The 13,434-nt window shown below is 74.5% G+C and carries 11 protein-coding genes; 4 read left to right on the forward strand and 7 right to left on the reverse strand.

Annotation, left to right across the window (positions count from 1 at the left end; translation table 11 throughout):
* The first annotated feature begins 38 nt into the window (after positions 1-38).
* Genes ACSNN8_RS02345 through ACSNN8_RS02355 form a run of 3 tightly spaced genes read left to right on the forward strand, consistent with a single transcriptional unit; the run spans position 39 to position 2,616 of the window.
* Positions 39-1,100 carry a hypothetical protein gene (locus ACSNN8_RS02345; RefSeq protein WP_436646636.1) on the forward strand — a complete coding sequence of 354 codons (1,062 nt, stop codon included), beginning with the start codon at positions 39-41 and terminating at the stop codon, positions 1,098-1,100.
* A gap of 23 nt (positions 1,101-1,123) precedes the next feature.
* Positions 1,124-1,447 carry a TfoX/Sxy family protein gene (locus ACSNN8_RS02350; protein WP_436646637.1) on the forward strand — a complete coding sequence of 108 codons (324 nt, stop codon included), beginning with the start codon at positions 1,124-1,126 and terminating at the stop codon, positions 1,445-1,447.
* Between the two features lie 35 nt (positions 1,448-1,482).
* Entirely contained in the window at positions 1,483-2,616 is a 1,134-nt protein-coding gene (locus ACSNN8_RS02355) for an alpha/beta fold hydrolase (RefSeq protein ID WP_436646639.1), read from the forward strand.
* Here the strand turns inward: ACSNN8_RS02355 and ACSNN8_RS02360 are convergent.
* The 7 genes from ACSNN8_RS02360 to uraD all read right to left on the reverse strand — a co-directional run bounded on the left by ACSNN8_RS02360 (position 2,603) and on the right by uraD (position 10,166).
* Positions 2,603-3,742, reverse strand: a complete 1,140-nt coding sequence (locus ACSNN8_RS02360) for a DUF6986 family protein (protein ID WP_436646640.1) — start codon at positions 3,740-3,742, stop codon at positions 2,603-2,605. The genes ACSNN8_RS02355 and ACSNN8_RS02360 overlap by 14 nt on opposite strands.
* Positions 3,742-5,289 (reverse strand): malate synthase A, encoded by a 1,548-nt coding sequence (aceB, locus tag ACSNN8_RS02365; protein ID WP_436646642.1) that lies wholly within the window; start codon positions 5,287-5,289, stop codon positions 3,742-3,744. Before aceB ends, ACSNN8_RS02360 begins: the two co-directional genes overlap by 1 nt.
* A gap of 133 nt (positions 5,290-5,422) precedes the next feature.
* The gene (locus ACSNN8_RS02370) at positions 5,423-6,898 is read right to left on the reverse strand and encodes a DUF1996 domain-containing protein (RefSeq protein WP_436646643.1); all 1,476 of its coding nucleotides are present in this window, start codon (positions 6,896-6,898) and stop codon (positions 5,423-5,425) included.
* A 194-nt stretch (positions 6,899-7,092) separates the two neighbouring features.
* Positions 7,093-8,448 (reverse strand): 8-oxoguanine deaminase, encoded by a 1,356-nt coding sequence (locus ACSNN8_RS02375; protein WP_436646644.1) that lies wholly within the window; start codon positions 8,446-8,448, stop codon positions 7,093-7,095.
* Entirely contained in the window at positions 8,445-9,305 is an 861-nt protein-coding gene (gene pucL, locus ACSNN8_RS02380; RefSeq protein WP_436646646.1) for a factor-independent urate hydroxylase, read from the reverse strand. Before pucL ends, ACSNN8_RS02375 begins: the two co-directional genes overlap by 4 nt.
* A gap of 6 nt (positions 9,306-9,311) precedes the next feature.
* Entirely contained in the window at positions 9,312-9,578 is a 267-nt protein-coding gene (locus ACSNN8_RS02385; protein ID WP_436646648.1) for a hydroxyisourate hydrolase, read from the reverse strand.
* An 81-nt stretch (positions 9,579-9,659) separates the two neighbouring features.
* On the reverse strand, positions 9,660-10,166 hold the full coding sequence (gene uraD / locus ACSNN8_RS02390; RefSeq protein WP_436646650.1) for a 2-oxo-4-hydroxy-4-carboxy-5-ureidoimidazoline decarboxylase: 507 nt from the start codon (positions 10,164-10,166) through the stop codon (positions 9,660-9,662).
* 173 nt (positions 10,167-10,339) lie between these two features.
* Here uraD and ACSNN8_RS02395 point away from each other — a divergent pair, with 173 nt between their 5' ends.
* On the forward strand, positions 10,340-13,183 hold the full coding sequence (locus ACSNN8_RS02395) for an ATP-dependent RNA helicase (RefSeq protein ID WP_436646652.1): 2,844 nt from the start codon (positions 10,340-10,342) through the stop codon (positions 13,181-13,183).
* The last annotated feature ends 251 nt before the right edge of the window (positions 13,184-13,434 follow it).

Genomic DNA, 13,434 nt, shown 5'->3' on the forward strand with positions numbered 1-13,434 from the left:
GGGTGGTGCGGCAGTCACCACGCACTTACGATGCGCGAATGCCAGGACGCCCCGCCACCCCGCTGCCCGAGCTCAGCACCGGCCTGGCCCAGGCGGTGATCCGGCTGGACTCGCGCGCCTCCACCCGCAGCTACCGGGCCATTGTGGACCGGTTGCCGCACGCGGACGAGGCGGAGCTCAGCGCGGGCCTGTTGCCGCTGGTCCCCGCGCTGGAACAGGTGGCGTTCGGCAACGGCAAGCTGCTGGCCACGCTGGTCGCCGGGCTGATCGAGCAGGGCGCCGACCCGCTGCCCGCGCTCGCGGTGCTCTCCGAACGGCTCGCCACGGGTCTCGAGCTGGCCGCCCAGTTCGGCGTGCTCACCGACAAGCTGGGCGGCGAGGTGGCCGCGCCGACGTCGCCGGAGGACTACCAGCGGCTGCGCGAACGGGTCGTCCGGGCGGCGCCGGCGGCCGGGCTCAGCCTCGAGGAGGCCGGCGAGATCACCCAGGCCTGGTTCACCGTCGACGACTGGATCCCGAGCCTGCTGCTGCCCTTGCAGCAGAAGCGGGCCCGGCAGGCGCTGCCCGGCCGCGACCGGTTGACGGCCGCGGCCGCGACGATGACGCCGTACGCCGAGGACGCGGCGTGGCTGCTCGGGCTGCTCGAGGTGCTCGACGACGAGCCGCTGCTCGTGCTGCACCGCCCGACCGGCCGGGCCTACGACCTGACGATCAGCGGGGTCAGCAGCACCTTCCAGCTGCACACGCTGCTCGCGGCGACGCTGATCGGCGACGAGTCGCGCGGCCTGCTGCCGGGCGAGCCCCCCGAGGCGGCGTGGGTCGCGGCCGCCACCGACGGCGAGCTGATGCCGGCCGACGGCATCCGCGGGCAGTTCTACCTGGCCGACGCCGCCGGCGAGACCATCTACAACGAGGGCCGTCCCGCCGACATCCCACTGCTCGGCGACCACCGCGTGATCGTGCTCGACCCGCCGCCGTACGACCGCACCTGGACCGTCGGCCGCACCTATCCGCTGATGACGCCGGAGGTCGTGCTCAACCGCGTCCTCCCGCCCGGTGAGGCCGCGGAGTGGGCCCGCCGCGTTGCGCCGGCCGCCTGACCGCCCTGCGGTAGGTTCCCGGCATGGCCTACGACGAGGTGCTGGCCCAGCGTCTGCGCGACCGCCTCACGGATCCCGCCGTCACCGAGCGCAAGATGTTCGGTGGGCTGGCGTTCTTCACCAACGGCAACATGACGGTGGGGGTGCACGCCGACGAGCTCATCGTCCGGCTCGGCGCCGCCGGGATCGAACGGGCCCTGACCCGCGCCGGCGTGCGGCCGTTCGAGGTCGGCGGCCGTTCGATGCGCGGCTGGGTCCTCGTGGCCGGCGACCACCTCGACGACCCCGCCCTCGACGGCTGGCTGGACGAGGCGTACGAGTACGTGAGCACGCTGCCGCCCAAGTAGCACGCCGCCCGCTGTCCTGGTGTTTCATGGAGCGCATGCTGATCGACGTTGGCGGGCTCTCCTTCGACGTGCTGACGGACGGCCCGGAGCAGGGCGAACCCGTGCTCCTGCTGCACGGCTTCCCGCAGGACCACCGGGAGTTCGAGTTCGTCGTCCCCCGGCTGACGGCCGCGGGCCTGCGCACGATCGTCTTCGACCAGCGGGGGTACGCGCCCGGCGCCCGGCCCACGGCGGTCGAGGACTACCGCATGCCCGCGATCGCCGCGGACGCCGTCGCCGTCCTGGACGCCCTCGGCATCGCGTCGGCGCACGTGGTCGGTCACGACTGGGGCGCCCTGGTCGGCTGGCACGTCGCCGGGCGGCACAGCGCGCGGGTCCGCACGCTGACCGCGGTCTCGGTGCCCCACCCGGCGGCCCTCGCCGAGGCGCTGCGCACCGACCCCGACCAGGTGCGCAGGTTCGGCTACCAGCAGATGCTCGCCTCCCCGGAGGGTGAGAACAGCGTCCTGGCCGACGACGGCGCGTGGGTCCGCACCGTGATGGCGCCGATCGCCGCGCGGGCGCCCCTGTACGTGGACGCCCTGCGCGACCGGGCCCGCCTCACCGGCGCGCTCAACTGGTACCGCGCCGGCGCCCCGGACAGCGCGGCCCGCTCCCGCGCGCACGCCGCAGACAGCGCGGCCGACTCACACGCCCACTCCGCGGACGCGGCCGGGCCCCGCGCCCACTCCGCAGACGCGGCCAGGCCCCACACCCACTCCGCGGACGCGGCCGGGCCCCGCGCGCACTCCGCGGACGACGCGGCCGCGTCCGGCGCACGCTCCACGCACGGCGCGGCAGACTCTCCCGCGCACCCCGCGCACCCCGCGCACCCCGCGCACCCCGCGCACCCCGCGCACCCCGCGCACCCCGCGCACCCCACGGCCGACTCACGCGCGCGCTCCGCGGACGGCCGGATCGGCGCGGTGAGCGTGCCGACCACGTTTGTGTGGAGCGACCAGGACGTGGCGATCGGCCGGACCGCCGCCCTCGGCTGCGCCCGCTGGGTGACCGGCGACTACCGCATGGTGACGCTCGAGGGCGTGAGCCACTGGATCCCCGAGGAGGCCCCGGAGGCCCTCGCGGACGCCGTGCTGGCGCGTGTGCGTTCCGCGGTCACAGGAAGGTGAGCAGCTCCTCTCTTGTGAAGGCGGCGTCGGTGAGGGCGCCGCAGTTGAGTCCCCGCAACAGGTAGGCCGCCAGCGCGCGGGCGGTGGCGGGCTCGTCGGCTATGCCGCTGTCGGCGCGCGACACGTACCGCTGGAGGCGGACCACGGCGGCGTCGCGGCCCTCGCGGAAGAACGTGTAGGTGGCGGCGTAGCGGGTCGGCAGCTGGGCGGGATGCAGGTCCCACCCCTGATAGAAGCCGCGCTCCAGGGAGCGGGCCACGAGCCGGTGGTGCACCTCCCAGGCGGCCTGGACCTCCTCGCGGGTGCCCACCGGCAGGATGTTGGTGGAGCCGTCGGAGAGCCGGACACCGGTCTGCGCGGCGGCGGCCTGCATGACGGCCTTGGCGTGGTCGGCCACGGGATGGTCCATCGCCTGGTGGGCGGCGGCCACCCCGGCGGCGGCGCTGTAGTCGTACGTGCCGTAGTGCAGCCCGGCGCAGCGGCCGCCCGCGGCGGTGATCAGCCGCGCCACGGTGGCGGTGCCGTCCGCGGCGAGCACGGCGGCGGGCAGCTCGATCTGGATCTCGAACCGCAGCGCGCCTGCAGCCAGGCCGTACGCGCTCTCCAGCCGCTCCAGCAGCGCGACCATGGCGGTCACCTGGTCGGGGCCGCTCACCTTGGGCAGCGTGACGACGAAACCGGCGTCCTGATAGGACTCCAGGAACAGGTCGAGCGTGCGCAGCGACCGCCGCCGCGTCGGGGCCTCGAGCGACTTGACGCGCAGCCCGAGGAAGGGCGGGCGCTCGCCGGCGCGCAGGGTCGCCGCCGCCTTGCGGACCGCCGCGTCCTCCTCGTCGTCGTCGCGCACGCCGTAGCCGTCCTCGAAGTCGACGCGCAGGTCCTCGATCGGTTCGCGGGCGAGTTTCTCCCGGACGCCCGGGACCGACCACGGGAAGTCGTGCGCGTCCATGACCCGCAGCGCCTCGGCGCCCCACTCGCGGAACCCGTCGAGCCGGTCGGCCGGGATGTAGACCGTGTGCACGGGCTGCCGGTCGGCGCTCTCGCCCGGATAGCGCGCGGCCAGGAACGCGTCGTGCGCGGCCAGCCGCGCGTCGGCGTCGTCGTAGTCCGCGCCGGTGAGCCGCATCAGTCGATCGACTCGTAGGCGGCGGTGGTGAGGAAGTCGGCGAAGTCGTCGGCGAGCGCCACCCGTTCGAAGAGCTTGCGCGCGTCGTCGAAGCGGCCGGAGGTCCACGCCTCGTCGCCGATCGCCTCGCGGATCCGGGCGAGCTCCTCGTCCTCGAGGCGGCCCACGAGGTCGGCGGTGATCGCGGTGCCGTCGGGCAGGCGTACGCCGTTGTGGATCCACTGCCACACCTGCGAGCGGGAGATCTCGGCGGTGGCGGCGTCCTCCATCAGGTTGTTGATCGCGACGGCGCCGTTGCCGCGCAGCCACGCCTCCAGGTATTGCAGCGCGACCGAAACGTTGGAGCGCAGCCCGGCCTCGGTGACCTCGCCCGGCGTGGCGGCCACGTCGAGCAGCTGCTCGGCCGTGACCGACACGTCGGGGCGCTGCCGGTCGAGCTGGTTGGGCCGGTCGCCGAGCACCCGGTCGAAGATCTCGAGACAGACCGGCACCAGGTCGGGGTGGGCCACCCAGGAGCCGTCGAAGCCGTCGCCGGCCTCGCGCTCCTTGTCCTCGCGGACCTTGCCGAGCGCGACCTCGTTGACGTCGGCGTCGCGGCGGCTGGGGATGAACGCCGCCATGCCGCCCATCGCGAACGCGCCGCGCCGGTGGCAGGTGGCGACGAGCAGCTCGGTGTAGGCCCGCATGAACGGCGCGGTCATCGTGACGGAGGCGCGGTCGGGTAGCACCATCGACGGGTTGTCGCGGAAGTACTTGATGATGCTGAACAGGTAGTCCCACCGGCCGGCGTTGAGCCCGGAGATGTGCGGGCGCAACGCGTACAGGATCTCGTCCATCTCGAAGGCCGCGGGGATCGTCTCGATGAGCACGGTGGCGCGGATCGTGCCGACCGGGATGCCGAGGGCCTCCTGCGCGTGGGTGAAGACGTCGTTCCAGAGGGCGGCCTCGTGGTGCGACTCCATCTTGGGCAGGTAGAAGTACGGCCCGCTGCCGCGCTCGAGCAGCTCCTCGGCGTTGTGGAAGAAGTAGAGGCCGAAGTCGACCAGCGCGCCCACGGCCGGCTCGCCGTCGACGGGCAGGTGACGCTCGTCGAGGTGCCAGCCGCGGGGGCGCACGACGATCGTCGGATAGGGGCCGCCGGCCAGCTCGTACTTCTTCTGCGGGGTCTCGAGCGTGACGGTGCGCCGGATCGCGTCGTACAGGTTCTGCTGGCCGTCGACGACGTTGGCCCAGTGCGGGGTGTTCGCGTCCTCGAGGTCGGCGAGCCACACCTTGGCGCCGGAGTTGAGCGCGTTGATGGTCATCTTGCGCTCGGTGGGACCGGTGATCTCGACGCGCCTGTCCCGCAGGTCGGCCGGGGCGGGCGGGGCGCTCCACTCGGCGGCGCGGATGTCGGCCGTCTCGGGCAGGAACCCGAGCGTGCCCCCGGCAGCGATCGCGGCGCGGCGCTCGGCCCGGGCGGCGAGGAGCTCGTCGCGGCGAGGACGGAAGCGCCTGTTCAGATCGGCGACGAACGCCACGGCCTCGTCGGACAGGATCTCGGTCATCGGCGACGGCTCCCCTCGAGGGTGGTTGCTCCCTCAAACCGTAGTGGAGCCGGGGACCCCCGCAAGCGGCTGTGGATAAACGCCGGGACGGGCGCGCTGGGAACGGTGGGCGCGCCCGCCCCGGCTGCCCCTCCTAGAAGTTGCCGAAGGTGTCGCACTTCGCCTTCTGGACGATGCAGTCCTTGACCCGGTGGCCGAGGGCGGCGTTGTCCCAGGCGAAGAACGCGTCGCCGTGCATCGAGCTGGCGTTGCCGGAGCTCAGCTTCAGGCCGGCGGCGGAGCCCGAGGTCGGGTAGCCGATCACGAACGACAGCGACGGGATCGCGACCGGGAACTTGCCGCTGCACTTGCCGGACGAGTCGGCCGGTCCGACGTGCGACTTGTGGTCGGGGCTGTCCAGGTGCACCCCGTCCCAGCAGTCGGGGAAGGTCAGCTGGAAGGTGATCTCCGCGGTCTTGGCGCAGACCGGCCAGTTGCCGTCGGCGCTGCGGCCGATCTCACCGCCGGCGCCGGCGCACCAGAACTGGCCGGGGGCGCCCTTCGGGGTGGCGACCTGCTTCTTGGCGTCTCCGACGATCATGCGGAAGCCCTGCGGGAACGGCACGGTCTTGGTGGTGTCGGGCAGCCGCGAGCCGTAGTAGACGGTCACGCCGTGCGGCTCGACGACCTTGTCGTTCTCGAGCAGGCTGGGGATCCAGTACGCCGAGCGGTCCTCACCGGGCTTGCAGCTCGAGCCGGCGTTCTTCAGCAGCGTGTCGGTGGTCGTGAAGGCGTCCGTCGAGTCGTTGCCCAGGAACGAGTGCCGGTGCGAGCCGCCGGGCAGGCCGGGCAGCACGATGGGGTCGTCGCTCGCCGCGTGGCTGACCGTGCAGGACGCGTTGAACTCCGCGACCCGGACGGGGTTGTTGGTGATCGCCTTCGGCTTCATCGCGTTGAACTCGGCCAGCTGGGCCTGCCACTTGGCCTGGTCCATCACGACCCAGCCGGCACCCTCGCCGGCCGGCGCGCTCGTGGTCGGCGCGGCGGTGGGGCCGGTCGTGGGGGCTGCCGTGGGCGCGGACGTCGGCGTGCCCGCCGGCGCCGAGTCCAGCGTGAACCAGTTGATGTTGACGAAGTCGGCCGCCTGCGCGCTCTTCAGGACGGCGAAGAGGGTCTGCTTGCCCGCCGGCGCCTGCACGGTCGCACTCTTCGTGGTCCAGCTCTGCCAGCCGCCCGTCCTGGCGACCGGGATGGTGGTGAGCAGCGTGCCCGTCTGCGAGCCCAGCCGCAGCTCGATCGAGCCGCCCGCGGCGTTGTCGGAGGCGATCCGCGCGGTGACCGTGCTGCCGACGGTCACGTCGTCGTAGCGCAGCCAGTCGCCGTTGCCGAGCCAGCCGACGTTCTTGCCGCCGTCGGCGTCGCCGGTGTTCTCGGTCTGCGCGCCGGACTGCGCGGAGTAGGCCTCGGCCTGCAGGCGGCCGGGGACGTCGGTCTCGGCGGCGTTGGCGTTGGCGATGTAGATGCCGCTGGCGCCCAGCGTCGCGGCGACGGCCGCGCCGAGGGCTACGCGGGTGACGCGGCGGCGGGTGCGGGGGTGGGACGGGGCGACGTGGAGGGGATCGGGTCGCATTCTTCTGATCTCTCGTCTCTGCCGTTTTCCAGGGCCGTTTCGAGAGCGAGTATGCCGAGGTCAGATAGTTGTTTCAACGTGTGGAGAAAGAATTAGGAATGGCTTTGCGCAGCGCCGCAGGTCGCCGCGATGTCGATTCCCGATAACGTTTTTCCCGGGCTTTTTCCTTAAGTCTGCCTTAAGTCGCCGGGCGATCAGCGGGCCGCGTCGAGCAGGCGCCGGTGTGCGCGGGCCGCCTCGCGGGCCAGCGTAGCGGCATCGGCGTGCACGAGCTCGCCGCGTTCCACGACCGGGCGGCCGCCGACCAGGGCCAGCTCGACCGGGGCGGCCGGGCCGAACACCAGCGCCGCCAGCCGGTCGTCGATGCCCGCGTGGCCGAGGCCGTCGAGCCGCCACACCACCAGGTCGGCGAGCTTGCCCGCCTCGAGCGAGCCCAGCTCGTCCTCGCGGCCCAGGCACCGGGCGCCGCCCATCGTCCCCAGCCGCAGCGCCTCGCGGGCGTTCAGCGCCGCCGGCCCGCCGTGGGTGCGGGCCGTGTAGAGGGCCTGCCGCAGCTCCTCCCCCAGGTGGCTGGCCTCCTGCGACGCGGAGCCGTCGACGCCCAGCCCGACCGGCACGCGGTGGTCGAGCAGGTCGCGCACCCGGGCCGCGCCCGCGCCCAGCCGCGCGTTCGAGCTCGGGCAGTGCGCCACGCCGGTGCCGGTGGCGCCCAGCCTGGCGATCGCCGCGTCGTCGAGGTGCACGCCGTGGGCCAGCCACACGTCGTCACCGAGCCAGCCGAGGCGTTCCGCGTACTCGACCGGGGTGCAGCCGAGCCGCTCGCGGCAGAAGTCCTCCTCGTCGTCGGTCTCGGCGAGGTGCGTGTGCAGGCGGACGCCCCGGCGCCGCGCCAGGGTCGCGGCCTCGCTCATGAGCCGCTCGGTGACCGAGAACGGCGAGCACGGCGCGACCGCGATCCGCAGCATCGACCCCGGCGAGGGGTCGTGCCAGCGGTCGATCGCCTGCTCCGTGGCCGCCAGGGCCTCGTCGGTGCCCTCGACGATGTTGTCGGGCGGCAGGCCGCCGTCGGAGCGGCCGAGGTCCATCGAGCCACGCGCCGGATGGAAGCGCAGCCCGATGCGGCGGGCGGCCTGTATCTCGGCCTCGAGCACGTCGCCACCGTCGCGCGGGAAGACGTAGTGATGGTCCATCGAGGTGGTGCAGCCGGACAGCGCCAGCCAGCCGAGACCCGCGCCGGCCGCCGCGCCGACCACCTCGGCGTCGAGCCGCCCCCAGATCGGGTAGAGGGTGGTGAGCCAGCCGAACAGCGTCTCATCCACGGCGAGGCCGCGGGTCGCCCACTGGTAGAGGTGGTGGTGGGTGTTGATCAGGCCGGGGGTGACCAGGCAGCCCGCGCCGTCGACCCGGCGAGCCTCCCCGTCGCTCGCGGGAGCCGGCCCGGCGCCCACGGCGGCGATGCGGCCGTCGTCGCCGACCACGACGTGGCCGTCGGCGTGATACGTGTCGGCGGCGTCGACCGTGGCGACCGCGACGTTCTCGACGACGATCACGGGTACCACTCCGTGATGGCCGGCGGCGCGTCGTCGCGGGTGACGGTGCCCTCGATCAGCCCGTAGGGCCGGTCGCCCGCGATGAACACCTCGTTGTCGTTGCCCAGCCCGAACGGCGACAGGTCGGCCGGATAGTGGTGCTTGTTGGGCAGCGCGAGCCGGACCTCGGCGATCTCGGGACGGTCGGTGAGCACCCGGCTGCCCATCGCGAACAGCGTCTGCTGCAGCGAGTAGCTGTGCGTGGTCACGAACGCCCTGGTCAGCGCCTCGACCGCGCCGGCGTGGGACTTGCCCCAGTCGGCGTCGTCGCTCAGGTGCCGCCAGCGGGCGTCGACCTCGGTGGCCAGGATGCGGTCGGTGGTCTCGGGCAGCGTCGTGTAGCGGTCGCGCGGGAAGCCGTGGAACTCCGCGCCGGTCGAGTTGAGCAGGACCATCCCCCGGATGCCGCTGACCACCTGGGTCTGCTCGACGGTCACGGTGACCTCGACCGTGCGGGTGTGGTCGCCCTGACGCCGGAACGAGTGCGGGCCCAGCCGCTCCCACCCGAACGCCTCGATCCCGACGCGGGCGGCGCGGATCTGCGTCTGGGTCTCGACGAAGTGGCGGGCCAGCCGCAGCGCGAACTCCTCGGGCTCGCCGACGCCGTGCTCCTTCGCGAACGCGTACACCGTGTTCTTCATGGTGTCGGTAGGCAGCACGCCCGAGTTGTCGCCGGTCAGATGGGTCGCGGCGAGGTCGCCGGAGAGGGCGATGCCGACGGTGAGGTCCGCCAGCGTGTGCGTCTCGCCGTCGCGGGTGACGCGGACCAGCCGCGTCCCGGCCTTGCCGTACCGGTTCTCTCCGAGCACGATCGCCACGCGCGTTCAGCTCCCTCGATAGGTCGTGTATCCGTAGCGGCTGAGCAGCAGCGGCACGTGATATTGCCGCTCCGGGTCGTGGACGTGGAACGCGACCGTGATCTCCGGGAAGAAGCAGTCGCCGCCCAGGTAGGGCTCGACGTAGAAGAACAGGCGGTAGCCGCCCGCCTGCCAGTCGTGCAGCGGAACCTGGAAGCGCAGCCGGCCGTCGTCGTCCGTCCGCCCCTCGGCGATCGTCCCCCACCCGTGCGAGTCGCGGCGCTCCAACCGCACATAAACATCGCGGCCGGCTCGCCGCTGACCGTGTCGAGGATGTGCGTCGAGATGCGGGCGTGGTCGGTGGCGGTGCCGGCGTCAGAGGGCATCGAGCACCTGCTCGAGCCGCAGCAGCGCGATCCGGCGGAGCTGGTCGGCGACGACGGCCCGCTCGGTGGCCTCGTCGTTGCCCAGGCGCTCGCGGGCCGCGGCGAGGATCTCCTCCTGCGTGCGCCCGCTCGCGAAGATCAGGAAGACGTGGCCGAACCTCTCCTCGTACGCCCGGTTGGCCTCGATCAGCGCCGCCCTCGTGGTCTCGTCGGCGCTGCGCGCGGCGGCCGACTGCTCGCGGCGCGACCAGGCGGCCTCCGGTGAGTCGCCGGCGGCCCGCTCGCCGATGCGCGGGTGGGCCTCGAGCCCTTGGCGGACCTCGTCCCACCGCAGGGCGCGCGAGGCGGCGTCGGCGGCGGCGAGGATGCCGGCCCGGCTGTCGTAGGGCCGCCCGGCGATGACCGCGGCGCCCCACGCGGGGGCGGCGCAGCAGGCGAGAAGGTCGCGCTCGAGACGAGCGGCGGGCAGCGCGTTGAACACCTCGACCGGGTCCATCGGCACCCCCTTCCTGTGTCGATCAGTCAAGCAGGCCTCGCGGCCCGGATGTCCGGTTTTCCGATGCCCGACACCTTGCCACGCCTGCCCGACAATTTCTGCGCGGCGCCTCCGGCCTGTGGACATCCCGCCCGGTGCGCGAAACTGTCGGACCCGTGGGCCAGGATGGTCGCGTGCTCATCACCGACGACGCTCTGCCCGACCTTCCGATCCGCCCGGTGCTGCCGCGGGTCCGCGAGGTGCTGGCCGGCGGCGGCGCGGCGGTGCTGGTGGCGCCGCCCGGCACGGGCAAGACGACGCTGGTGCCGCTCGCGCTGCCCGGCCGGGTGCTGGTGGCCGAGCCGCGCCGGCTGGCCGCCCGGGCCGCGGCGCGCCGCATGGCCGCTCTGCTGGGCGAGCGGCCGGGTGGCCGGGTGGGCTACACGGTGCGCGGCGACCGCCAGGTGTCGCGGCAGACGCGGGTCGAGGTCGTGACGACCGGTGTTCTCGTGCGCCGCCTGCAGCGCGACCCCGAGCTGGCGGGCGTCGACGTCGTGATCCTCGACGAGTGCCACGAGCGCCACCTCGACACCGACCTCGCGCTGGCCTTCCTGGTCGAGGTGCGGGCCGCCCTGCGCGACGACCTCGGCCTGCTCGCCACGTCCGCGACGGCCGACGCGGGCCGGCTGTCCGAGGTGCTCGGCGCGGCGCCGGTGGTGACGGCGTCGGCGCGGCTGCATCCGGTCGAGGAGCACTGGGCGCCCCCGGCCGGCCCGATCACCCCGCCGCTGGGCCTGCGCGTCGACCCGCGCCTGCTCGACCACGTGGCCGCGACCAGCCGGCGCGCGCTGGCCGAGGGCGACGGCGACGTGCTCGTCTTCCTGCCCGGCGCGGGCGAGATCGACGCCGTGGCGGGCCGGCTCGGCGGGGTGGCGGCCGACGTGATCCCGCTGCAGGGCCGTCAGCCCGCCGCGGTGCAGGACGCGGCGCTGCGACCGGGGGCGCGCAGGCGCGTGGTGCTGGCGACCGCAGTCGCCGAGAGCAGCCTGACAGTTCCGGGCGTACGGGCGGTGGTCGACGCTGGGCTGAGCCGGGTGCCCCGCATGGACCACGCCCGCGGCCTGGGCGCCCTCGCGACGGTGCCGGTGTCGCGGGCGGCGGCCGTGCAGCGGGCGGGCCGGGCCGGTCGCGAGGCCCCGGGCCGGGTCTACCGCTGCTGGTCGGCGGCCCAGCACGACCGCCTGCCGGCTCAGCCCGAGCCGGAGATCGCCGCCGCCGACCTGACCGGGTTCGCGCTCGACCTGGCGCTGTGGGGCCACCCCGACGGCGCCGGGCTCGCCCTGCCCGACCAGCCGCCGCCCGGCGCTCTGAAGTCGGCCGTCGCCACGCTGCGCGACCTGGGCGCGGTCGACGCCGCCGGCCGGGTGACCGCCCGCGGCCGGTCGCTGGCCGACGCGGGCCTGCACCCCCGCCTGGCCCGGGCGCTGCTCGACGGCGCGCCGCTGGTGGGCGCCCGCCGGGCCGCCGAGATCGTCGCCCTGCTCGACGACGACCGCTCCTCGCCCTCCGACGACCTGACCGCCGGGTGGCGCCGCGCCCGCACCGACCGGGACCCCGCCTGGCGCACCGAGGTCACCCGGCTGACGGCCACCCTCGACCGTAATGCCTCCGACGAGTCGGTTCCCGACGTCACGGACGCCGCTGCCGGTTCCGCGAGCGCCCGAGCGAGCGGAGCCGACCTGCCGCCCAAGGCGGCCCGAACGAGCGAAGCCGACCTTCCAGCCGAGGCAGCCCGAACGAGCAGAGCCGACCTTCCAGCCGAGGCGGCTCGAACAAGCGGAACCGGCTCGCCGGCCGAGGCAGCCCGAACGAGCAGAGCCGACCTTCCAGCCGAGGCGGCTCGAACAAGCGGAACCGGCTCGCCGGCCGAGGCAGCCCGAACGAGCAGAGCCGACCTTCCAGCCGAGGCGGCTCGAACAAGCGGAACCGGCTCGCCGGCCGGGGCGGCCCGAGCGAGCCGGGAGGCGACGACCGGGTTGCAGTCCGTCGGCCCCAGGCGGCTGCCGGACGACCTGGCCGCGGGCCTCGTGGTGGCGCTGGCCTATCCGGAGCGGGTGGCCCGGGTGCGCGAGCCGGGCGGCCGGACGTACCTGATGGCGGGCGGCACCGCGGCCGACCTGCCGGCGGGCAGCGCGCTGGCGGGTGTCGGCTGGCTGGCGATCGCGTCGGCGGACCGGGCGGCGGGAGCACGGACGGCGCGCATCCGGACCGCCGTGCCGCTCGACGAGGCCACCGCGGTGGAGGCGGCGGCCACCCTGCTCACCGAGGACACCGAGATCGGCTGGGTGGACGGCGACGTGGTCGCCCGCACGGTGCGGCGGCTCGGCGCGATCACCCTGGTGGAGCGGCGTCTCGCCGACCCCGACCCGGCGCGGGTCCGGGCGGCGCTGCTCGACGGGCTCCGGCGTGCCGGGCTCGGGCTGCTGACCTGGTCGCGCGGCGCGGTGGAGCTGCGCGAACGGCTGGCCTTCGCGCACGCGGCCCTCGGTGATCCGTGGCCCGACGTGTCCGACGAGGCGCTGCTCGCGAGCGCCGGCGACTGGCTCGACCTGGGCGCCGCCCGCCGCCGGGCCGACCTCGCCAAGATCGACGTGGCGTCGAGCCTCCGGCGGCTGCTGCCCTGGTCGGTGGCGGGCCGCCTCGACGACGTGGCTCCCGAGCGGCTCCCCGTGCCCAGCGGCTCGCGCGTGCGGATCGACTACGCCGATGCCGCGGCCCCGGTGCTCGCCGTCAAGGTGCAGGAGGCGTTCGGTTGGCGCGACGCGCCCCGCCTGGCCGACGGCCGCGTCCCGGTGCTGCTGCACCTGCTCTCGCCCGCCGGCCGCCCGGTCGCCGTGACCCGCGACCTGGCGTCGTTCTGGGCGCAGGGCTACCCGCAGGTGCGGGCCGAACTGCGCGGCCGCTATCCGCGGCACCCCTGGCCCGAGGACCCGACCACGGCCGAGCCCACCCGCCGGACGAACCCGCGCAGCCGATGAACTACCCGACCGAGCCCACCCACCCGACGAACCCGAGCGGCCGATGAACCCGCGCAGCCGATGAACCCGCGCAGCCGATGAACCACCCGACCGAGCCCACCCACCGGACGAACCCGCGCGGCCGATGAACCACCCCGCCGAGCCCATCCGCCGGATGAACCCGCGCGGCCGATGAGCCACCCGGCCAGACAAACCCGCGCGGCCGATGAACCACCCCGCCGAGCCCACCCGCCCGACGAACCCGCGCGGCC

The sequence above is a fragment of the Actinoplanes sp. URMC 104 genome, assembly GCF_051386375.1.
In the GTDB taxonomy this organism is placed as follows: domain Bacteria; phylum Actinomycetota; class Actinomycetes; order Mycobacteriales; family Micromonosporaceae; genus Actinoplanes.